A 20,996-nucleotide genomic window follows, 5' to 3' on the forward strand; every position below is an offset into this window, starting at 1 on the left:
TTCCCCTTGTTCGTCTTGTTCGTCGTCTGTTCGTCTTGGTTGTCGCACTTCGTCGGCCTGATGAACGGAGCCGATCATCGGACGAGTCAACTCCGCATGCTCCCATCCGGCCGTACGGTGACGACATGGGTGTCGTGACGGATATACGCAGCGGCCGGTCGCCGGAGAGGGTGGAGGGGGTGGTGCACTGCGCGGCGTCGGGAAGGAGCGGATCCAGAGGCGTGTCGTTGTTCTGGCGGATCTTCTCGCTCAACGCCGTCGGCCTGGTCGTGGCCACGGCGCTGCTGCTCGGTCCGGTCACCGTCTCCACCCCCGTCCTCGCCGGCGAGGCCCTCGTCCTGCTCGGCGGCCTGGCGGTGCTGCTCGCCGGCAACGCGCTCGTGCTCCGGTACGGCCTGGTGCCCCTGCAGCGTCTCGACCGGGCCATGGCCACCGCGGACCTGCTGCGTCCGGGCTCCCGGCCCGTGGTCGCGGGGCCGGCGGAGACGGCCGGGCTGATCACGACGTACAACACGATGCTCGACCGGCTGGAGGCCGAGCGGGCCGCGGGCGCCGCCCGGGCCCTGTCCGCACAGGAGAGCGAACGGCACCGGATCGCCCGGGAGCTCCACGACGAGGTCGGGCAGACCCTCACCGCCGTCCTCCTCCAGCTCAAACGCGTCGCCGACCGGGCACCCGAGGACCTGCGCGAGGAGGTGGGCCAGGCACAGGAGGCGACCCGGGCCGGCCTGGACGAGATCCGCCGGATCGCCCGCCGCCTGCGCCCAGGCGTACTGGAGGAACTCGGGCTGGCCAGCGCCCTGCGTTCGCTGGCCGGCGAGTTCACGACCCGCGGACTGACCGTGCGCCACCACATCACCGGTGAGCTCCCCGCCCTGACACCGGAGGCGGAACTCGTCGTCTACCGCGTCGCCCAGGAGGGCCTGACCAACACCGCCCGGCACGCCGCCGCCGACCGTGCCGAACTCCGCCTCCAGCCGGTCCCCGACGGCGTCGAACTCCTCGTACGCGACAACGGGACAGGCGTCGGTGACGCCCCCGAGGGCGCCGGCCTCACGGGCATGCGCGAGCGCGCCCTGCTGATCGGTGCCGCCCTGACCCTGCAGCCGGCGCCGGGCGGGGGCACCGAGGTACGGCTGCGCGTACCGGTGACACGGCACGCACCCGTGACCGAAGGACCCCGCTGATGACCACACCGATCCGTGTCCTGCTCGCCGACGACCACACCCTCGTACGCCGGGGTGTGCGCCTCATCCTGGACGGCGAGCCCGACCTCACGGTCGTGGCCGAGGCCGCGGACGGCGCCGAGGCCGTCGCCAAGGCCCGGGAGACCCCGGTGGACCTCGCCGTCCTGGACATCGCCATGCCCCGCACGACCGGCCTCCAGGCCGCCCGGGAACTCTCCCGCCGGATGCCCGGCCTGCACATCCTGATCCTGACGATGTACGACAACGAGGAGTACTTCTTCGAGGCGCTCAGGGCCGGAGCCAGCGGCTATGTGCTCAAGTCCGTCGCCGACCGTGACCTGGTCGAGGCCTGCCGGGCCGCCGTGCGCGACGAGCCGTTCATCTACCCGGGTGCCGAACGCGCCCTTGTCCGCTCCTACCTGGAGCGGCTGCACCGCGGTGACGGCCTGCCTGAGCGGGCCATCACCGAACGCGAGGAGGAGATCCTCAAGCTGGTCGCCGAGGGTCACACCTCGAAGGAGATCGGGGAACTCCTCTTCATCAGCGCCAAGACGGTGGAACGCCACCGCGCCAACCTCCTGCAGAAGCTCGGCATGCGCGACCGCCTGGAGCTGACCCGGTACGCGATCAGGGCCGGGCTCATCGAGCCCTGAGCCCGGTGCGGGGGCCCTGCCGGGCCGCAGAGCCCCACCCGGCGACCGCCTGCCCCTGTGGTTCCCACGGCGGCCGACAGGCCAGCGGCTTGGGGCCGAGCGGGTCGCTGAAGCCCTGGCGGCCCCGACGAGTTCAGCGGCTTTGGCTGAGCGGGTGGCTGAATCCCTGGGCCGAGATGAGCGCGGCCGACTCCGCGAGGTCGCTGGCGAACCGCTCCACGGCCTCGTAGGGGAAGCGGTGGCTGGGACCGCTGAGGGAGAGCGAGGCGACGACCGAACCCGAACGGCCGGCGACCGGCACGGCGACGGCGGTCAGCCCCTCGTCCCACTCGCTGCTGCTGACCGCGTAGCCGCGCTGCGCGGCCTCCTGCACCCAGGCGCGCAGCCGGTCGACGTGCGCCTCGCCGTGGGGGGAGGCGGCGGCGACCCGGCGCAGCAGGGTCTCCGAGACGTCGCGCAGCAGGATCTTGGAGGAGGCGCCGGCCCACAGGGGCTGTTCGTCGCCGACGTCGACGACGTGACGCAGGGGGTGCGGGCTCTCCTCGTGCGCGACACAGACGCGGCTCACATCGCGGGCGACGAAGATGTTGACCGTCTCGCCCAGCCGGTCGGCGAGGTCGCGCATTACCTTGCGGGTCTCCTGCGGCACCTCCCACTGGCTGCGGGCCAGGTAGGCCCAGCGCCACAGGCCGGGCCCGGCGGTGTAGCCGGCCGGGTGCGACCACAGCAGGCCGCTCTCCTCCAGGGTCTGGACCAAGCGCAGGACGGTGGTCTTGGCCAGCCCGGTGGCGTCGATGATCTCGCGCAGTGAGATGACCGGGCGGTCCTCGCTCAGCAGGCCGAGGATGTCCAGGGCGCGCCGCACGCTGCGGACGCCCGTCGTCCCGTTGTGCTCCCGGGCCGCCTCGGCCTCTGCCTGCATGTCGTCCACGAATCCGCTCCCCATGGTGGTCGGCTCCGCGCGGCATCTCCCGTGACCGTCACCGCGCTCACTACGCGACGGTAGTCCATCAGGCGGACCAGGGGAGCCATGAAGCCGAAGAAATCTTGCTGCAACCCTTGATGACGGAAATTCCGCCCCGTATGTTTCCGCTACTTGGTTTGATCGGTCCGCTCAATGGACCTTGTTCTGAGGGCCGCCGCCCGCACGCTGTGGCGATGGCCCGGTCTGCCGGTGACGGCCGCTCCCCACCCGCCGAGCGCCGCCGTCGCCCTGGCATCTGTCCTCGCCATAGCCATCCGTGCCCTGCCCCGATGTGCCCTGCGCCGCGCGCACGGCACGGCCGGGTCGGGGAGTCGCAGCATCCAAGGGAGTATGTGAGATGAGCAGTGCGCAGCAGCCGGCAACGGCCGGCGGCGCCGGGGCCCCCGGCGTCGCGAGGAGGGCGGCGATCGCCGGCTTCATGGGAGCGGTCGTCGACTGGTACGACTTCTTCCTCTACGGCATCGTCGCCGGACTCCTCTTCGGTGATCTGTTCTTCCCGGACGCCTCCCCGGCCGTGGGCACCCTGGCGGCCTGGGCCACCTTCGGCGTCGGCTTCCTCTTCCGCCCGCTCGGCGGCATCGTCTTCGGCCACTTCGGCGACCGGCTCGGCCGCAAGCGGATGCTCGTCCTCACCATGCTGATCATGGGTGTGGCCAGCACGCTGATCGGTATCCTGCCGACCTACGCCCAGGCCGGGATCTGGGCCCCCGTGCTGCTGGTGGTGCTGCGCGCGGCGCAGGGCTTCGCGGTGGGCGGTGAGTGGGGCGGCGCCGCGCTGATGGCGGTGGAGAACGCCCCTGCCAAGTGGCGCTCCCTCTACAGCAGCGGCGTGCAGGTCGGTGCCTCGGTCGGTCTGCTGCTCGCCACTCTCATCACCAAGATCATGTCGGGGGCCACTTCGGACGCGGCCTTCCGGTCCTGGGGTTGGCGCATCCCGTTCCTGATCAGCGCCGCCCTCGTGATCGTCGGCCTGATCGTGCGGGCCAAGGTCGAGGAGTCCGAGGTCTTCACCGAGAAGGTCGCCGCGATGAGCGAGGGTGCCCGGCCGAAGGTGCCGCTGATCGCCGCCGTGAAGTCCAATCCCAAGGGCTTCTTCGCCATCATCGGCCTGCGTTTCGTGGAGCTGTTCACCTTCTACGGCGTGACCACCTTCGGCCTCGCCTACGGCGCCGGCGAACTCGGCCTGAACCGCGACAGCCTGCTCGACGTCAACCTGGCCGTCGGTGGCCTCGCCGTCCTGACCATCCCCGGGTTCGCCTACCTGGCCGACCGCTTCGGGCGTCGCAGGCTGTACTGCTGGGGCGCGCTGGTGGGCCTCGTGAGCGCGGTGCCGTACTTCTGGGCGATGGAGTCCGGCTCCATGGTGCTGATCGTCGCCTGCGCGGTGCTGCTGGTGAACGTCGCACACGACATGGCGGTCTCCGTCCAGCAGTCCCTGTTCACCGACATGTTCGGACCCGAGTACCGCTACAGCGGCGCCGGTGTCGGCTACCAGCTCGCCAGCGCCATCGGCGGCGGCTTCACCCCGCTCATCGCAAGCTCCCTGGTGATCTGGGCGGGCGGCTCCTGGACGCTGGTGGCGTCCTACATCGCCCTCGGGTGCGCCATCTCCTTCCTCGTCGCGCTGCGCATCAAGGGTGACGACGCGGCGGCCGGGGCCCCCGACGAGGTACGGAAGAGGACTGCGGCGGCGGACGCGACCGCCTGACGGATCGTCCTGGACCGAAATCAGGGTCTGCTGGGGCCCCGGCCTTGCCGTCGGGGCCCTTACTCATGTCAAGTCTCGGTATTCACTGCGCACTCAGTCTTGTTGGGGGCCTGCCCGCCCCCTACTCTGACCGCAGAGTGGATTTAGTGATCCGTCTAGTGGACTGCTAGGAGTTCTGGTGAAAGCAGCTGTCCTCATAGGGCCGAGCAGGATCGAGACCGTCGACGGCTGGCCGGAACCCGCCTGCGGCCCGCACGACGTCGTCGTTCAGATGGATGGTGTGGGGTTGTGCGGTACCGACCTCGCCGTCTTTCACGGCAAACGCCAGCCGCCCACGACCCCGTGGGTCATGGGCCACGAGGGCTTCGGCCGGATCGCCGCCGTCGGCAGCGACGTACACGACCGCCAGGTGGGACAGAGGGTCGTCATCGAACCCAACTACGCCTGCCTCACCTGCGCGGACTGCCTCAGCGGCCTGACCTCGGCCTGCCCGCACCGTGCCATCGTCGGGCTGAACGCCCCCGGCGTCCTCGCCGAACGCGCCGCCCTGCCCGCGCGTTTCGCCCATCCGGTCCCGGACGGCCCGACCGGCGCCGACCTCGCGGCCACCGAACCGTACGCCGTGGCCCGGGCCGCCGTCCGGCGCAGCGGAGTGACACCCGCCGACCGCTGTCTGGTCGTGGGAGCCGGAGCCCAGGGACTGCTCGTCTGCTTGATCCTGGCCCGCCTCGGCATCCGGCCGGTGGTCACCGAACCGCACCCCCAGCGGCTCGCCCGCGCCGAACGGCTGGGCGCGATCCCCGACGACGGCGGCATCGGATACACGTACGTCTTCGAGACCTCGGGCCACGCACCCGCCCTGCGCCCGGCCGTGGACCGCGCCGCCCCCGGCGCCACCGTCGTCCTGATCGGCCTCAATCCCCACTCACTGCCGCTGACCACCGACGATGTGGTCCGCCGTCAACTGGTGCTCCGCGGGTCGATGATCTACGACCACCCGGGCGATTTCGCCACCGCGATCGCCGAGCTGCCCGGCGCCCGGCCCTCGGCCGTCATCGAGGCCCGCTTCCCGCTCGAGGAGGCCCAGCAGGCGTTCACCGGCGCCGCCGACCGTGCGGGAAAGACCTGGATCGGCATCGGGGACCGGGATGCGTAAGTCCATCGCCACGGTGAGTCTCAGCGGCTCCCTCACCGAGAAGCTGACCGCCGCCGCCCGCGCGGGCTTCGACGGCGTGGAGATCTTCGAGAACGACCTCCTCGCCAGTCCCCTGTCCCCGGAGGAGATCCGCGCCCGCTGCGCCGACCTCGGGCTGACCATCGACCTCTACCAGCCGCTGCGCGACGTCGAGGCCATGCCGGAGGAGGAGTTCGTACGCGGTCTGCGCCGGGCGGAGCGCAAGTTCGACGTCATGCGCAGGCTCGGCACCCACACGCTCCTGGTGTGCTCCAACGTCTCCCCGCACGCCGTCGACGACGACGCCCTCGCCGCCGAGCAGCTGAGCCGGCTGGCCGGCCTGGCCCAGGAATCCGGCATGCGGATCGCCTACGAGGCGCTCGCCTGGGGTCGGCACGTCAGCACCTACGACCACGCCTGGCGCATCGTCGAACGCGCCGCCCACCCCGCGCTCGGAGTCTGCCTGGACAGCTTCCACATCCTCTCCCGCGGCTCGGACCCCAAGGGCACAGCGGACATCCCCGGCGAGAAGATCTTCTTCCTGCAGCTCGCCGACGCCCCGTTGATGGCCATGGACGTCCTGCAGTGGAGCCGCCACTACCGTTGCTTCCCCGGCCAGGGCGGTCTCGACGTGCCCTCTCTCGTCCGTCACGCCGTCAACGCCGGCTACCGGGGCCCGCTCTCCCTGGAGGTCTTCAACGACGTGTTCCGCCAGGCGGACGCGGGCAGCACCGCGGTCGACGCGCTGCGCTCGCTGATCGCCCTGGAGGAGAGCGCGGACATCTCACCGCTCCCGGCCCCGGCCGCCCCGACCGGTGTCGCCTTCGCCGAGATCGCCGCCGTCGATCCGCTCCCCGTCACCACCCTGCTGGCCGCACTCGGCTTCCGGCGCACCGGGCGGCACACCGGCGAGCCGGTGGACCTCTGGGCACAGGGCGACGCCCGCATCCTGGTGAATCACGGCACCGGCACCCGCGGCGACGGCCCGTCCCTCACCGCCATCGGCCTGGAGACCCCCGACCCCCACTCCGCCGCCCGGCGTGCCGAGTCCCTGCTCGCCCCCGTCCTGCCCCGACGCCGCGGCGGCGACGACGTCCCGCTGGACGCGGTCGCCGCCCCCGACGGCACCGAACTGTTCTTCTGCGCCACCCGGCGCCCCGGACACCCCGACTGGACCGCCGATTTCATGGCTGCCGCCGATCTCACGGCTGCCTCGGACGAGCGGCGGGACCCCTCACCGGCCGGGTCCCTCACCGGCGTCGACCACCTGGCCCTGACCCAGCCCTGGCACCACTTCGACGAAGCCGTCCTCTTCCACCGCGCGGTGCTGGGTCTGCGCCCGCACGAGAGCGTCGACCTGGCCGACCCCTACGGCCTCTTCCGCAGCAGGGCCATGACCGGCGCCCGCGGCACCCCGCGCCTGGTCCTCAACCTGGCTCCCGGCCCGGCCCCGGGGACCCGCACCCGTGCCCAGCACATCGCCCTCACCACCGACGACATCACCGCAGCAGCCCGCCGCGTCCGAGCCGCCGGCGCGGAACTGCTGAAGATCCCCGCCAACTACTACGACGACCTCGACGCCCGCTACGAGTTCGCTCCCGGCACCCTGGACGCGTACCGGGAACTCGGCATCCTGTACGACCGCGACGAACACGGGGGCGAGTTCCACCACTGCTACACGGCCACCGTGGGCCGGGTCTTCTTCGAGATCGTCCAGCGCACCGGCGGCTACCGGGGCTACGGCGCCGCCAACGCCCCCGTCCGGCTGGCCGCACAGCGACGCTGAGGGCATCCGCGCGCTCCGGCTGCCGTCGTGCGGCTCGGGAGCCCGTACGGCCACAGCACCTCGTGGGCGCCGACGTCCGGGAAGCGCCTACCCTTGAGCCATGACCAGCAGCAGCGACCGGAGCCCGGCAGTGGACGTTCGATCATCTAAGACCTATGAAATCCGAACCTACGGATGCCAGATGAACGTCCACGACTCCGAGCGATTGTCCGGACTGCTGGAGGACGCGGGCTACGTCCGCGCGCCCCAGGGCGCCGACGAGGCGGACGTCGTCGTCTTCAACACCTGTGCCGTGCGGGAGAACGCCGACAACAAGCTGTACGGCAACCTCGGCCACCTCGCCCCGAAGAAGGCGGCCCGGCCCGGTATGCAGATCGCGGTCGGCGGCTGCCTGGCGCAGAAGGACCGCGACACCATCGTGAAGCGGGCGCCCTGGGTGGACGTCGTCTTCGGTACGCACAACATCGGCAAGCTGCCCGTCCTGCTGGAACGCGCGCGCGTGCAGGACGAGGCGCAGGTCGAGATCGCCGAGTCGCTGGAGGCGTTCCCCTCGACGCTGCCCACCCGCCGCGAGAGCGCCTACGCGGCCTGGGTCTCCATCTCCGTCGGCTGCAACAACACCTGCACCTTCTGCATCGTCCCGGCCCTGCGCGGCAAGGAGAAGGACCGCCGCCCCGGAGACATCCTCGCCGAGATCGAGGCCCTGGTCGCCGAGGGCGTCTCCGAGATCACGCTGCTCGGGCAGAACGTCAACGCCTACGGCTCGGACATCGGCGACCGCGAGGCCTTCAGCAAGCTGCTGCGCGCATGCGGGAAGATCGACGGCCTGGAGCGCGTCCGCTTCACCTCCCCGCACCCGCGGGACTTCACCGACGACGTCATCGCCGCCATGGCCGAGACGCCGAACGTGATGCCGCAGCTGCACATGCCGCTCCAGTCCGGCTCCGACCCGGTCCTGAAGGCGATGCGCCGCTCCTACCGCCAGGAGCGCTTCCTCGGCATCATCGAGAAGGTCCGCGCCGCCATCCCGCACGCCGCGATCAGCACGGACATCATCGTGGGCTTCCCCGGCGAGACCGAGGAGGACTTCGAACAGACGCTGCACGTGGTCCGCGAGGCGCGCTTCGCACAGGCCTTCACGTTCCAGTACTCCAAGCGTCCCGGCACCCCGGCCGCCGAGATGGACGGCCAGGTCCCCAAGAAGGTCGTCCAGGAGCGCTACGAGCGGCTCGTCGCCCTCCAGGAGGAGATCTCCTGGGAGGAGAACAAGAAGCAGGTCGGCCGCACGCTGGAGCTGATGGTCGCCGAGGGCGAGGGCCGCAAGGACGACACCACCCACCGGTTGTCCGGCCGCGCCCCCGACAACCGCCTCGTCCACTTCACCAAGCCGGACCAGGAGGTCCGCCCCGGCGACGTCGTCACGGTCGAGATCACCTACGCCGCCCCGCACCACCTCCTCGCCGAGGGCACCGTGCTGGACGTGCGCCGCACGCGCGCGGGCGACGCCTGGGAGAAGCGGAACGCGGCCGAGAAGGCCAAGCCCGTCGGCGTGATGCTGGGCCTGCCGAAGATCGGCGCCCCCGAGCCCCTGCCGGCCGTGGCGAGCGGGTGCGGCTGCGATTGAGCCGGATCGCCGGCATCCCGGTCTTGCCGGCTGTTGCGGGTGGGTGCGGCTGCGATTGAGCCGGATCGCCGGCATCCCGGTCTTGCCGGCTGTTGCGGGTGGGTGCGGCTGCGACTGAGCCGGATCGCCGGCATCCCCGTCTTGCCGGCCGTGGCGGGTGGGTGTGCTGCGACTGAGCCGGACCGTTGCCGCCCTGTGCGGTGACGGCGGCTCCTGAGAGTTACCCTGCCGATCATGCTTGTCGCCGCCGCTGTCTGCCCCTGCCCGCCCCTCCTGGTTCCCGAGGTCGCCGCGGGCGCCGCCCCGGAACTGGATGCCGCGCGGGCCGCCTGCACGGACGCGCTGGGCGTGCTCGCCGCCGCCCGGCCGGGACGGCTCGTGGTCGTCGGACCGGTCGGCGGTGCCGGGCCCGAGACCTACCCGGCGGGCGCGGCGGGGTCCTTCCGGGGCTTCGGCGTCGACCTGGACGTGCGGCTGGGAGCGGCCGAGGGCGCGGACACGGAAGCGCGGCTGCCGTACTCGCTGGGCGTGGCCGCCTGGCTGCTGGAGCGGACCGGGTGGTCCGACGCCCCGGTCGAGGGATGCGGGGTGGGGGAGTCCTGTCCGACCGAGCGGTGCGTGCGGTTCGGGAGGGAGCTCGCCGCCCGGGACGAGCGGGTGGCCCTGCTGGTGATGGGGGACGCCAGCGCGTGCCGGACGCTCAAGGCTCCGGGCTACCTGGACGAACGGGCGGCGCCCTTCGACGCGCAGGTCGCACGGGCCCTCGGCGCGGCGGACCTGGCCGCACTCACCGCGCTGGACAGCGGACCGGCCCACGAGCTGAAGGTCTCCGGCCGGGCTCCCTGGCAGGTCCTGGCGGGCGCGGCCGAGGGCGCGGACCTCGGCGGCTCACTGCTGTACGAGGACGCGCCGTACGGCGTGGGGTACGTCGTCGCCGCCTGGTCGTAGCGCGGGCCGCGGAACGGTCGTAGCCCGGGCCACAGGGCGCGGGAACGGCCCTTAGCCCGGGCCACAGGTGCGGGAACGATCCCCAGCCCGGGCGCAGGGGCGGGAACGGTTGGGAGTCCGCAGGGCGCGGGAACGGTCCTGGAGTCCGCAGGGCGCGGGAACGGTCCTGGAGTCCGCAGGGCGCGGGAACGGTCCTGGAGGCCGCGGGGTGTGGGAACGGGGTGTGGGAACGGCCGACGGCCGGGAGCCCTCGTGCTCCGCGGCCGTCCGCCGATGTGTCCTGCAGTGTGCCGATGCGCGCTCGGGCCCTGGGCGTCGAAGCGAGCTCAGGACGTGGGCGGTGGCGCCTCCGGAGGCGGAGTGCCACCCGCGCCCGCGGGGGGAGCCGCGCCCGTCGGGGGAGCCGCGTCCGTCGGGGGAGCCGCGTCCCGTGGTGGTGACGTCCGTCCTGTGCCGGGCGGCGTCGTCGTGCCGGCCGCGCCGGACGTCGTCGTTCCGCCCGTCTCCGGTGCGCCGTCGCCATGGTGCGTGAGTCGGCCCATGGCGCCCTTGGCCCGGCCCGTGCCCGACTGGATCCTGTCGCTGTACTTGCCCTTGGTCCTCTTGTCGACGGCCTGCGCGGCCCTGTCAAGACCATGATGGATCTTGCCCTCATGCCGCTGTGCGAGGTCGGAGACCTTGCCTGCGGCCGGGCCCAGCTTGGCTTTCACGTTGTCCATGAGACCCATGGCTCACCTTCCCTCGAGAGGGGCGGTCACTTGCGGGCGCCCTCGCCGGCCTCGTTGTCGGCCGCCTTCTCGGTGGACTGCTGCTTGGGGATGTCGACGCCCTCGGCCTCGGTGACCTCGGGGGTGGCCTCGGCCGCCGGCTCCGCCGCTTCGGGGGCCTCGTCGTCGCCCTTCGTCCCGGCGGTCTGGGCGGCCTCGGCCGTCTGCGCCCCGGCCGTCTCCGCCTCGGCCCCGGCCGTCTCCGCCTCGGCCCCGGCCTTCACCGTCTCGTTCTGAGCCTCGGCTGCAGGCGTCTCCGCCGTGGCCTTCGACCGCCGGAGAAGTCGTGCAAAAACGCCCATATCCACTCCATACGTTACTCGTGCGGGCGAAATCCCGCGTTGCCCGGTGCGTCAGTTTGCGCGGCCCGGGCCACCGCCTCTGCGATCCGGCGGCAGGAACCTCGCAACGGGCAACGACCCCGCGTCCGCCGCGTCACGTAACTCGTTCGAGACCAGGGCTGGAGGTTTGCGAGACTGGGGCGGTGAGCAGTGCACCCCCCGCCCCCCGCGTCATCGCCGTCGTCGGACCGACTGCGGCCGGAAAGTCCGATCTGGGCGTCTTCCTGGCCCAGCGCCTCGGCGGCGAGGTCGTCAACGCCGACTCCATGCAGCTCTACCGAGGGATGGACATCGGTACCGCCAAGCTGACGCCCGAGGAGCGCGACGGCGTCCCCCACCACCTGCTGGACATCTGGGACGTGACCGTCACGGCGTCCGTCGCCGAGTACCAGCGCCTGGCCCGCGAGCGGATCGAGGCGCTGCTCGCCGAGGGGCGCTGGCCGATCCTGGTCGGCGGTTCCGGGCTGTACGTGCGCGGGGCCGTCGACAACCTGGAGTTCCCCGGCACCGACCCCGAGGTCCGCGCCCGCCTGGAGGAGGAACTCGTCCTGCGCGGCTCCGGTGCGCTGCACGCCCGCCTGGCCGCCGCCGACCCCGAGGCGGCCCGCGCGATCCTGCCGAGCAACGGCCGCCGGGTCGTCCGCGCCCTCGAGGTGATCGAGATCACCGGCAGGCCCTTCACGGCCAATCTCCCCGGCCACGACTCGGTGTACGACACCCTTCAGATCGGCGTCGACGTGGCCCGCCCCGAACTCGACGAGCGCATCGCGCGGCGGGTCGACCGGATGTGGGACGCCGGCCTCGTGGACGAGGTGCGCGCTCTCGAGGCGCAGGGGTTGCGCGAAGGGCGTACGGCCTCGCGCGCACTCGGCTACCAGCAGGTGCTCGCGGCGCTCGCCGGGGAGTGCACGCTCGACGACGCGCGGGCCGAGACCGTGCGTGCCACCAAGCGCTTCGCGCGCCGCCAGGATTCATGGTTCAGGCGCGACCCGCGGGTGCACTGGTTGAGTGGGGCGGCGGCCGATCTCACGGAACTTCCGCAGCTCGCGCTGTCCTTGGTCGAACGACCGGTCACAGCCTGATCACGTCATGGCATCGGGACGCCCAGGCCGTCATCCGGTCCTTCGGCGGCGTGCCATCATCGAGCTTCGATCGACCGAGCTGAGTCCTAGTTGGGAGGGCGCGTGGCGATGGAGGCCGGCCCTCGCGACACCGCACGAAGCACCGATCACATCACCGCCGAGCGGGATGAGACGGAGCGCGGGGACGCGTCGGAGCAGAACGCACCGGAGCAGGAAGCGGAGCACCTCAGCTCCGACGGGCCCGACGAGACGCAGGGCGTGACGGACGACGGTCCGGAGCCCGGCGAGATGTTCGCCGACGAGGTCGAGGTCGAGCTGCGCCCGCAGCGCCGGCTGCGGATCTGGCAGCTCGCGCCCATCGTGAGCCTCGCGGCACTGGGCTCCCTGATGTTCGCGTTCCCGCTCGCCTTCGACTTCGGCGACAGCGGGGCCGTCATCGCCATGCTGGGCCTGCTGATCTGCTCGTGCGCGGCCGGGTGGGGCATGATGGCCGCCCGCCGCGTCGGCTACACGTGGCCGGGCCTGCCGGCCCGCGGCTCCGGCCGCAGAGCCGACTGGCGGGTCGTCCTTGCGTACGCCCTGGTCGTGGCCGTCGTGGTGGTCCTCGCCGTGTGGCGTGTGGCGCGGCTGCGCTGACCCCCTGTACGGGCTGCGGGAACGCCGTCACAGGCACGCCGAGGCGTTGTCGTGGGCACCCCTTACGATCGAGACATGAGCACGCGGATCGCCTTCCTCAAGGGCCACGGCACCGAGAACGACTTCGTGATCGTCCCGGACCCCGAGAACGCCATCGACCTGCCGCCGGCCACCGTCGCGGCCCTGTGCGACCGGCGCGCGGGCATCGGCGGCGACGGCCTGCTGCACGTGGTGCGGTCCGCCGCGCATCCGGAGGCGGCGGGCATGGCGGCCGAGGCGGAGTGGTTCATGGACTACCGCAACGGCGACGGTTCGGTCGCGGAGATGTGCGGCAACGGCGTGCGGGTCTTCGCGCGCTACCTCCAGCGCGCCGGCCACGTGACCGAGGGAGACCTGGCGGTCGCCACGCGCGGGGGCGTGAAGACCGTGCACATCGCCAAGGACGGTGACGTGACCGTCGGCATGGGCCGCGCGGTGCTCCCCGAGGGCGACGTCACGGTGAGCGTCGGCGAGCGCAGCTGGCCCGCGCGCAACGTCAACATGGGCAACCCGCACGCGGTCGCCTTCGTGGACGACCTGGCGCACGCGGGTGACCTGCTCTCCCCGCCGCCCTTCAGCCCGGCGACCGCCTACCCGGACGGTGTGAACGTCGAGTTCGTGATCGACCACGGCCCCGGGCACGTGGCGCTGCGGGTACACGAGCGCGGCTCCGGCGAGACCCGCTCGTGCGGCACGGGCGCGTGCGCCGTCGCCGTGGCCGCCGCCCGGCGTGACGGTGCCGACCCGAAGGTCACCGGCGTCCCCGCGACCTACACCGTGGACGTCCCCGGCGGCACACTGGTGATCACCGAGCGGCCGGACGGCGAGATCGAGATGACCGGCCCGGCCGTGATCGTGGCCGAGGGCGAGATCGACGCGGACTGGCTGGAAACGGCGACGTCCGCATGAGCCGGGGCCTGTCGTCCTGAAACAGCCGCGCCTCTTCAGCCGGTCGAACCGAAATCACCGTTGCTATTCGGCCACTTGGCGAGAATCGCATCACGGAGCCTGCTCGATGCAGGGGTACAAACCTCACATTCGTCCCTCGATTGGGTGATCAGTTTCACGCTCGGCGAGAGGCGGTCAGTCCGGCGTGGTGGGCTCGGTAGCATCAAGCACCGGCCCGGACGGGGGACCGAAGCCGCCCCCTGAGCCATGTCCGCTCTGGGGCGCCCCGTCCGCCGGTTGACGCAGCCGGAGGTGCCCATGAGTGCGGAGGCCACGAATTCCGTGACCCCAGGCCAGATGCCGGGCGCGGTGTCAGGAGCGGTGACACCGACAGCCACCCGCAGAAAGGCCCGCCCCCGGATCGACCTGCGCCGCTTGGGCCGCGCGGCCCTGCTCGGCCCCGCCGCAAGGGGTCGGCTGCCCGACGCCATCAGTCATGTCGTCGAGGCCCACCGTGCCCACCACCCCGAAGCGGACCTCGAACCCCTGCGTCACGCCTACGTCCTGGCCGAGTCCTCGCACCGCGGCCAGATGCGCAAGAGCGGCGAGCCGTACATCACCCACCCCCTCGCCGTGACCCTGATCCTCGCCGAACTCGGCGCCGAGACCACGACGTTGACCGCGTCGCTGCTGCACGACACCGTCGAGGACACCGACGTGACGCTCGACCAGGTCCGCGACCAGTTCGGCGAGGAGGTCCGCTACCTCGTCGACGGCGTGACCAAACTGGAGAAGGTCGACTACGGCGCCGCCGCCGAGCCCGAGACCTTCCGCAAGATGCTCGTCGCCACCGGCAACGACGTCCGCGTCATGTCGATCAAACTCGCCGACCGGCTGCACAACATGCGCACCCTCGGCGTCATGCGCCCCGAGAAGCAGGAGCGCATCGCCAAGGTGACACGTGACGTGCTCATCCCGCTCGCCGAACGGCTCGGTGTCCAGGCGCTCAAGACCGAACTGGAAGACCTGGTCTTCGCGATCCTGCATCCCGAGGAGTACGCGCACACCCGGGAGTTGATCGTCCGCAACGCGGCCCGCGCGGACGACCCGCTCGCCGAGATCGCCGACGAGGTGCGGGGGGTGCTGCGCGAGGCGGACATCCCCGCCGAAGTCGTCATCCGCCCGCGCCACTTCGTCTCGGTGCACCGCGTCTCCCGCAAGCGCGGCCGGCTCCGCGGCTCCGACTTCGGCCGCGTCCTGGTCCTGGTGAACGAGGACGCCGACTGCTACGCCGTCCTGGGCGAACTGCACACCTGTATGAAGCCGGTGGTCTCGGAGTTCAAGGACTTCATCGCCGTGCCGAAGTTCAACCTCTACCAGTCGCTGCACACGGCCGTGGCGCGCGAGGACGGCCAGGTCGTCGAGGTCCTCATCCGCACGCACCAGATGCACAAGGTCGCCGAGGCCGGCGTCGTCGCCCTCGGCAACCCGTACGCACCGGCCCCCGACGACCCGGCCGACGGTGAGCGCGTCGACCCCACCCGCCCCGGCTGGCTCTCCCGGCTCCTCGACTGGCAGGAGGCGGCGCCCGACCCCGACCATTTCTGGTCGACCCTGCGAGAGGACCTCGCCCAGGACCGCGAGATCACCGTCTTCCGGCCGGACGGCGGCACCCTCGGCCTGCCCGAGGGCGCGACCTGCGTGGACGCCGCGTACGCGCAGTACGGGGAGGACGCGCACGCCTGTATCGGGGCCCGGGTGAACGGCCGCCTGGCGACGTTGAGCACCGTGCTGAAGGACGGCGACACCGTTCAGCTGCTCATGGGCCAGGACCCGGCGTCGGAGCCCTCCCGGGAGTGGCTGGAGCACGCGCACACCCCCGCGGCCAGGATCGCCATCCAGCGGTGGCTGACCGCCCATCCCGCGCAGGCGGAGTCCCAGCAGAGCGAGGCGCGGATCGCGGAGAACCGGACAGGCGTCCGGCCCACCGACATGCCCGAGCCCGACGCGGCGCCCGAACAGCCCGCAGACCGCTCCGCCACCGGCAATGTGCTCGCCGACCTGCCCGGCGCGACCGTCCGGCTCGCCCGCTGCTGTACGCCCGTACCGCCCGACGAGATCACCGGCTTCGCCGTACGCGGGGGAGCGGTCACGGTGCACCGTGTGGAGTGCGCTGCGGTGGCGCGCATGAAGGACGGGGGGCGCGCGGAGGTCGGCGTGCGCTGGGGGGAGACCGCCGAGTGCCGGGTCACGCTGGTCGCCGAATCGTTCGTCCGTCCGCATCTGCTGGCCGACCTCACCGAGGCCATGGCCTCCAAGGGGGCCGAGATCGTCTCGGCGACCGTCGAGCCCCCCACCCAGCAGCAGGTGCGGCACACCTACACCGTGCAGCTCCCCGACGCCGGCCATCTGCCCGGCCTGATGCGTGCGATGCGCGACGTGGCCGGGGTGTACGACGTCAGCAGGGCGCAGCCGCAACCGCAGGGCGACTGACGCGGCCCGCGCCGGTGAACGGCCTTCCCCACCCGCCGTGACGGCACCCGGCGCAGGCCGCGGTCCCCGGTTCGGGTGGGGCGGAAGCGCGCCGTCCGCGACGTCCAGCCGTGCGCTGATAGCCATGGGGCATGCTCCTGACCCCCCACAGCCAGACCGGCGCCCCCACCCGGCGGCGCCGGACCGCCGCCGCCCTGCTCGCGTCGGCCGTCTCCGTCTGCCTCGTCGCCGCGAGCGCCCCCGCCGTCCCGCTCGGCGTCGGCGACCGGCTCTTCCCGTACCTCGGCAACCCCGGTTACGACGTGGCGTCGTACGACCTCTCCTTCACCTACCCGGGCAGCAACAGCCGGCCGCTGCGGGCCGTCACGACCATCGACGCCTGGACGACCGCCGACCTGGACCGCGTCAACCTGGACTTCGCCCACGGCACGGTCCAGTCGGTCGAGGTCGACGGCGACCCGGCGGAGTTCCACACCGCCGGCGAGGACCTGGTGATCACGCCCGGGAACTCGGTGTCGGACGGCAAGTGGATGCGGATCACCGTGCGGCACACCAGTGATCCCGTGCCCGCGAAGGGCCGCGAGGGCGGCTGGGTGCGCACCGCGGACGGTCTCGCCATGGCCAACCAGGCCGACGCCGCGCACCTGGTGTTCCCTTGCAACGACCACCCTTCCGACAAGGCGATGTTCACCATCCGGGTGACGGCGCCCGACGGGCACACGGCCGTCGCCAACGGCCTGCCCGCCGGAACGGAGAAGTCACGCGGGACGACGACGTGGACCTACCGCACCCAGCACCCCATGGCCACCGAGCTCGCCCAGGTCTCCATCGGCCGCTCCACGGTGCTGCACCGCACCGGCCCCCACGGGCTCCCCGTACGGGACGTCGTCCCGACCGAGCACCGCAAGGCGCTCGAACCCTGGCTGGAGAAGACCCCTGGGCAGATCACCTGGATGGAGAACAAGGTCGGCCGCTACCCCTTCGAGACGTACGGCCTGCTCATGGCCGACGCCTCCATCGGCTTCGAACTGGAGACCCAGACGCTCTCGCTCTTCGAGCGGGAACTGTTCACCGACCGGGTCCACCCCTCCTGGTACGTCGAGTCGATCATGGTCCATGAGCTGGCCCACCAGTGGTTCGGCAACAGCGTCAGCCCCCGCACCTGGTCCGATCTGTGGCTCAGCGAAGGGCACGCCACCTGGTACGAGGCGCTGTACGCCGAGGAGCAGGCCGGCAAGCCGATGCGGGACCGGATGAAGGCCGCCTACGGCGCCTCCGACCGCTGGCGCGCCGCCGGTGGACCACCCGCCGCGCCCAAGGCGCCCGACGCCGGCCGTAAGACCGACATCTTCCGCCCCAACGTCTACGACGGGGCGGCGCTCATCCTCTACGCCCTGCGTCAGGAGATCGGCCGCCCGGCCTTCGAGCGCCTGGAACGCGCCTGGGTCGAGCGGCATCGGGACGGCACGGCCACGACGAAGGACTTCGTCCGGCTCGCCGCCGAGATCTCCGGCCGCGACCTGGGCGGCTTCTTCCAGGGCTGGCTGTACGGCGAGAAGACCCCGCCGATGCCGGGCCACCCGGACTGGAAGCCGGTGGCCCAGGCGAAATCGCAGGACCCCGCGAGACCGCAGACCCCCTGATGCGCGCACATCGCGAGGCCGGAGGCCGTCGCGAAGCGGGCCGGGCCGGCGAAGACGCCCGCGCGATAACACGGTGACGAGACGCCCCGTGCCGTGCGACCATCTTCAGGTCGGCGCGGCACGGAGCGCCGGGAATCTCCCGGACCGCCCGTGCGTTGCAGACAATGAACGGTTTCCCACCTACGTAAGGATCCAATGACCTCCTCTTCTTCCTTTTCCCAGGACTCCAAGCGCTTCGCGCACAGCCACCCCGAGGGTCTTCGGGCCGATGCCCTGATGGAAGAGGACGTCGCCTGGAGCCACGAGATCGACGGAGAGCGGGACGGCGACCAGTTCGACCGCTCCGACCGCGCGGCCCTGCGCCGTGTGGTTGGTCTCTCCACCGAGCTCGAGGACGTCACCGAGGTCGAGTACCGCCAGCTCCGCCTGGAGCGGGTCGTCCTCGTCGGCGTCTGGACCTCGGGAACCGTGCAGGACGCGGAGAACTCCCTCGCGGAGCTCGCCGCCCTCGCCGAGACGGCCGGCGCGCTGGTGCTCGACGGAGTCACCCAGCGCCGCGACAAGCCCGACGCGGCCACGTACATCGGCTCCGGCAAGGCCGAGGAACTGCGCGACATCGTCGTCGAGACGGGCGCGGACACCGTCATCTGCGACGGTGAGCTCAGCCCGGGCCAGCTGATCCACCTCGAGGACGTCGTCAAGGTCAAGGTCATCGACCGGACAGCCCTGATCCTGGACATCTTCGCCCAGCACGCCAAGTCCCGAGAGGGCAAGGCGCAAGTCGCTCTCGCGCAGATGCAGTACATGCTGCCGCGACTGCGCGGCTGGGGTCAGTCGCTGTCCCGGCAGATGGGCGGCGGCAAGGGCGGCGGCCTCGCCACCCGTGGTCCCGGTGAGACCAAGATCGAGACGGACCGGCGCCGGATCCGCGAGAAGATGGCGAAGATGCGCCGGGAGATCGCGGAGATGAAGACCGGCCGCGAGATCAAGCGCCAGGAGCGCAAGCGTCACAAGGTGCCGTCCGTGGCCATCGCGGGCTACACCAACGCCGGCAAGTCCTCGCTGCTCAACCGCCTCACGGGCGCGGGCGTGCTGGTCGAGAACGCCCTGTTCGCGACCCTCGACCCGACCGTGCGCCGGGCCGAGACCCCGAGCGGACGGCTGTACACGCTGGCCGACACGGTCGGGTTCGTGCGCCATCTGCCCCACCACCTGGTCGAGGCGTTCCGCTCCACGATGGAGGAGGTCGGCGAGTCCGACCTGATCCTGCACGTGGTCGACGGTTCGCACCCGTTCCCGGAGGAGCAGCTGGCCGCCGTACGCGAGGTGGTCCGGGACGTCGGCGCCACCGACGTGCCCGAGATCGTCGTGATCAACAAGGCGGACGCGGCCGACCCGCTGACGCTCCAGCGGCTGCTGCGCGTCGAGAAGCGGTCCATCGCGGTCTCGGCCCGCACCGGCCAGGGCATCGAGGAGCTGCTCGCGCTCATCGACAACGAGCTGCCGCGGCCCTCGGTCGAGATCGAGGCGCTCGTGCCGTACACGCACGGCAAGCTGGTCGCCCGTGCGCACGACGAGGGCGAGGTGATCTCCGAGGAGCACACCCCGGAGGGCACCCTGCTCAAGGTGCGGGTGCACGAGGAACTGGCGGCGGAGCTCACGCCGTACGCTCCGGCACCGGCGCTCTGAGTCAGACCTGAGCGCGCGTCTCGTCCGAACGCGAGAAGGCCCGCCCCCTGCTTCCGTTCTAGTGGTCGTTGCAACACCCCAGTTCAGGGGATGCGATGGACTTCGAGATCCGGGAGATCCGGACGGCCCAGGGGCCGAAGAAGCTGCTGCGTGAGCGGGAGACGTACTTCCTGCTCATGCAGCAGGGCCTCAGTAACAACCAGGCGTGCCGGATCGTCGGTATCAACGCCAAGACGGGCCGCCGGTGGCGTAACGGCTGTCGTGCCGACCGCAAGCAGAAGGCGGCATCCCCGGTTCGGTCGGCGGTGCCGCCTTCTGGCGCGTCCAGGTATTTGCGCGAGGGCGAACGGATCTACATCGCCGACCGGCTTCGGGAGAAGGCCACGGTCCGTGCGATAGCCAGTGAGCTGAACAGGAGCCCGTCGACCGTCAGCCGGGAGATCCGTCGCAACCGGCATCCCGCCAACGGCCAGTACCGGCCCTTCGCCGCCCAGGCCCGCGCCGATGCCCGTCGACCGCGCCCGAAGGCCGGGAAGATCAAGCAGGTCCCCGGACTGCGCGCCTTCATCCAGGACCGCCTAGACCTACGGTGGAGCCCTGAGCAGATCTGCCAGGCCCTGCGCGCCCAGTTTCCCGACCGGCCGGAGATGCACGTGGTCCACGAGACCGTCTACCAGGCCCTTTACGTCCAGAGCCGGGGTGAACTGCGCCGCGACCTCGCCAAGGCACTGCGCACCGGCCGCGTCCGGCGCAAGCCCCGCCGCCAGGCCCAGCAGCGCCAGCCCCGCTTCCGCGACCCGATGGTCATGATCAGCGAACGGCCCGCAGAGGCCGCCGACCGCACGGTTCCAGGCCATTGGGAGGGCGACCTGATCATCGGCAAGGACGGAGCCTCCGCGATCGGCACGCTCGTCGAACGCGCCACCCGCTATGTGATGCTCCTGCACCTGCCCAACGGCCGGGGAACCGAGCTGGTCCGCGACGCCCTGGTGGAGACCGTCCAGCACCTGCCAGGCCACCTGAAGCGGTCCCTGACCTGGGACCAGGGCAGCGAAATGGGCCGCCACCGTGAGTTCACGATCGCCACGGACATCCCGGTCTACTTCTGCGACCCGGCCAGCCCATGGCAGCGCGGCTCGAACGAGAACACCAACGGCCTGCTGGGGCAGTACTTCCCCAAGGGCACCGACCTGACGGTTCACACCCGCGAGGACCTGGACGCCGTCGCCGCCGAACTCAACGGCCGCCCACGCAAAACGCTCGGCTGGGAAACCCCAGCCGAGCGCCTGCATAAACTGCTCGCGGCCTGATCAACACGACCACGTGTTGCGACGACCCCTAGAAAGCGCCTCG

17 protein-coding genes are annotated in these 20,996 nt (G+C 71.6%); 14 read left to right on the plus strand and 3 right to left on the minus strand.

What is annotated here, in order from left to right:
• Positions 1-221: 221 nt before the first annotated feature.
• Complete coding sequence (locus ACFY5B_RS06280) at positions 222-1,187, plus strand: sensor histidine kinase (RefSeq protein WP_389965269.1); 966 nt, start codon at positions 222-224, stop codon at positions 1,185-1,187.
• Positions 1,187-1,840, plus strand: coding sequence for a response regulator (locus tag ACFY5B_RS06285; protein ID WP_389965271.1), 654 nt, complete (start codon positions 1,187-1,189; stop codon positions 1,838-1,840). The genes ACFY5B_RS06280 and ACFY5B_RS06285 overlap by 1 nt, the downstream gene beginning before the upstream one ends.
• 133 nt (positions 1,841-1,973) lie before the next feature.
• On the opposite strand, the gene ACFY5B_RS06290 is transcribed toward ACFY5B_RS06285, so the two are convergent.
• Positions 1,974-2,762 carry an IclR family transcriptional regulator gene (locus tag ACFY5B_RS06290; RefSeq protein WP_389966429.1) on the minus strand — a complete coding sequence of 263 codons (789 nt, stop codon included), beginning with the start codon at positions 2,760-2,762 and terminating at the stop codon, positions 1,974-1,976.
• Positions 2,763-3,162: 400 nt separating this feature from the next.
• On the opposite strand from ACFY5B_RS06290, the gene shiA reads away from it, so the two are divergent.
• The 5 genes from shiA to ACFY5B_RS06315 all read left to right on the plus strand — a co-directional run bounded on the left by shiA (position 3,163) and on the right by ACFY5B_RS06315 (position 10,065).
• On the plus strand, positions 3,163-4,533 hold the full coding sequence (gene shiA, locus ACFY5B_RS06295; protein ID WP_389965274.1) for a shikimate transporter: 1,371 nt from the start codon (positions 3,163-3,165) through the stop codon (positions 4,531-4,533).
• Between the two features lie 178 nt (positions 4,534-4,711).
• A complete protein-coding gene (locus ACFY5B_RS06300) occupies positions 4,712-5,689 on the plus strand; it encodes a zinc-binding dehydrogenase (RefSeq protein ID WP_389965277.1) in 978 nt (325 codons plus the stop codon).
• Positions 5,682-7,493: a bifunctional sugar phosphate isomerase/epimerase/4-hydroxyphenylpyruvate dioxygenase family protein gene (locus ACFY5B_RS06305; protein WP_389965280.1), complete on the plus strand. Its 1,812-nt coding sequence runs from the start codon at positions 5,682-5,684 to the stop codon at positions 7,491-7,493. The genes ACFY5B_RS06300 and ACFY5B_RS06305 overlap by 8 nt, the downstream gene beginning before the upstream one ends.
• A gap of 100 nt (positions 7,494-7,593) precedes the next feature.
• Positions 7,594-9,117 (plus strand): tRNA (N6-isopentenyl adenosine(37)-C2)-methylthiotransferase MiaB, encoded by a 1,524-nt coding sequence (gene miaB / locus ACFY5B_RS06310; RefSeq protein WP_389965283.1) that lies wholly within the window; start codon positions 7,594-7,596, stop codon positions 9,115-9,117.
• A gap of 234 nt (positions 9,118-9,351) precedes the next feature.
• Entirely contained in the window at positions 9,352-10,065 is a 714-nt protein-coding gene (locus ACFY5B_RS06315) for a class III extradiol dioxygenase subunit B-like domain-containing protein (RefSeq protein ID WP_389965286.1), read from the plus strand.
• A gap of 326 nt (positions 10,066-10,391) precedes the next feature.
• On the opposite strand, the gene ACFY5B_RS06320 is transcribed toward ACFY5B_RS06315, so the two are convergent.
• Both ACFY5B_RS06320 and ACFY5B_RS06325 read right to left on the minus strand, forming a co-directional pair.
• Positions 10,392-10,784: an antitoxin gene (locus ACFY5B_RS06320; RefSeq protein ID WP_389965289.1), complete on the minus strand. Its 393-nt coding sequence runs from the start codon at positions 10,782-10,784 to the stop codon at positions 10,392-10,394.
• Between the two features lie 35 nt (positions 10,785-10,819).
• Positions 10,820-11,134 (minus strand): hypothetical protein, encoded by a 315-nt coding sequence (locus ACFY5B_RS06325; protein WP_389965292.1) that lies wholly within the window; start codon positions 11,132-11,134, stop codon positions 10,820-10,822.
• A gap of 182 nt (positions 11,135-11,316) precedes the next feature.
• On the opposite strand from ACFY5B_RS06325, the gene miaA reads away from it, so the two are divergent.
• From miaA to ACFY5B_RS06360, 7 genes are all read left to right on the plus strand, one after another.
• Positions 11,317-12,255 carry a tRNA (adenosine(37)-N6)-dimethylallyltransferase MiaA gene (miaA, locus tag ACFY5B_RS06330; RefSeq protein WP_053671034.1) on the plus strand — a complete coding sequence of 313 codons (939 nt, stop codon included), beginning with the start codon at positions 11,317-11,319 and terminating at the stop codon, positions 12,253-12,255.
• Positions 12,256-12,363: 108 nt separating this feature from the next.
• Positions 12,364-12,891 carry a hypothetical protein gene (locus tag ACFY5B_RS06335; protein WP_389966432.1) on the plus strand — a complete coding sequence of 176 codons (528 nt, stop codon included), beginning with the start codon at positions 12,364-12,366 and terminating at the stop codon, positions 12,889-12,891.
• Positions 12,892-12,966: 75 nt separating this feature from the next.
• The gene (dapF, locus tag ACFY5B_RS06340; RefSeq protein WP_389965295.1) at positions 12,967-13,839 is read left to right on the plus strand and encodes a diaminopimelate epimerase; all 873 of its coding nucleotides are present in this window, start codon (positions 12,967-12,969) and stop codon (positions 13,837-13,839) included.
• A gap of 297 nt (positions 13,840-14,136) precedes the next feature.
• The gene (locus ACFY5B_RS06345; protein WP_389965298.1) at positions 14,137-16,311 is read left to right on the plus strand and encodes a RelA/SpoT family protein; all 2,175 of its coding nucleotides are present in this window, start codon (positions 14,137-14,139) and stop codon (positions 16,309-16,311) included.
• Positions 16,312-16,442: 131 nt separating this feature from the next.
• Complete coding sequence (locus ACFY5B_RS06350; protein ID WP_389965301.1) at positions 16,443-17,954, plus strand: M1 family metallopeptidase; 1,512 nt, start codon at positions 16,443-16,445, stop codon at positions 17,952-17,954.
• Between the two features lie 195 nt (positions 17,955-18,149).
• Entirely contained in the window at positions 18,150-19,643 is a 1,494-nt protein-coding gene (hflX, locus tag ACFY5B_RS06355) for a GTPase HflX (RefSeq protein ID WP_389965303.1), read from the plus strand.
• Positions 19,644-19,819: 176 nt separating this feature from the next.
• Positions 19,820-20,953 (plus strand): IS30 family transposase, encoded by a 1,134-nt coding sequence (locus tag ACFY5B_RS06360; RefSeq protein WP_389966435.1) that lies wholly within the window; start codon positions 19,820-19,822, stop codon positions 20,951-20,953.
• Positions 20,954-20,996: the final 43 nt, after the last annotated feature.

It is taken from the genome of Streptomyces sp. NPDC013187 (assembly GCF_042899705.1).
GTDB classification, from domain to species: domain Bacteria; phylum Actinomycetota; class Actinomycetes; order Streptomycetales; family Streptomycetaceae; genus Streptomyces; species Streptomyces hawaiiensis_A.

Bases quoted from the DNA above. Each gene is read 5' to 3' on its own strand.
- ACFY5B_RS06285 (WP_389965271.1), top strand. From the start codon at position 1,187: ATGACCACACCGATCCGTGTCCTGCTCGCCGACGACCACACCCTCGTA.
- ACFY5B_RS06290 (WP_389966429.1), bottom strand. From the start codon at position 2,762: ATGCAGGCAGAGGCCGAGGCGGCCCGGGAGCACAACGGGACGACGGGC.
- shiA (WP_389965274.1), top strand. From the start codon at position 3,163: ATGAGCAGTGCGCAGCAGCCGGCAACGGCCGGCGGCGCCGGGGCCCCC.
- ACFY5B_RS06305 (WP_389965280.1), top strand. From the start codon at position 5,682: ATGCGTAAGTCCATCGCCACGGTGAGTCTCAGCGGCTCCCTCACCGAG.
- miaB (WP_389965283.1), top strand. From the start codon at position 7,594: ATGACCAGCAGCAGCGACCGGAGCCCGGCAGTGGACGTTCGATCATCT.
- ACFY5B_RS06315 (WP_389965286.1), top strand. From the start codon at position 9,352: ATGCTTGTCGCCGCCGCTGTCTGCCCCTGCCCGCCCCTCCTGGTTCCC.
- ACFY5B_RS06320 (WP_389965289.1), bottom strand. From the start codon at position 10,784: ATGGACAACGTGAAAGCCAAGCTGGGCCCGGCCGCAGGCAAGGTCTCC.
- ACFY5B_RS06325 (WP_389965292.1), bottom strand. From the start codon at position 11,134: ATGGGCGTTTTTGCACGACTTCTCCGGCGGTCGAAGGCCACGGCGGAG.
- ACFY5B_RS06335 (WP_389966432.1), top strand. From the start codon at position 12,364: ATGGAGGCCGGCCCTCGCGACACCGCACGAAGCACCGATCACATCACC.
- dapF (WP_389965295.1), top strand. From the start codon at position 12,967: ATGAGCACGCGGATCGCCTTCCTCAAGGGCCACGGCACCGAGAACGAC.
- ACFY5B_RS06345 (WP_389965298.1), top strand. From the start codon at position 14,137: ATGAGTGCGGAGGCCACGAATTCCGTGACCCCAGGCCAGATGCCGGGC.
- ACFY5B_RS06350 (WP_389965301.1), top strand. From the start codon at position 16,443: ATGCTCCTGACCCCCCACAGCCAGACCGGCGCCCCCACCCGGCGGCGC.
- hflX (WP_389965303.1), top strand. From the start codon at position 18,150: ATGACCTCCTCTTCTTCCTTTTCCCAGGACTCCAAGCGCTTCGCGCAC.
- ACFY5B_RS06360 (WP_389966435.1), top strand. From the start codon at position 19,820: ATGCAGCAGGGCCTCAGTAACAACCAGGCGTGCCGGATCGTCGGTATC.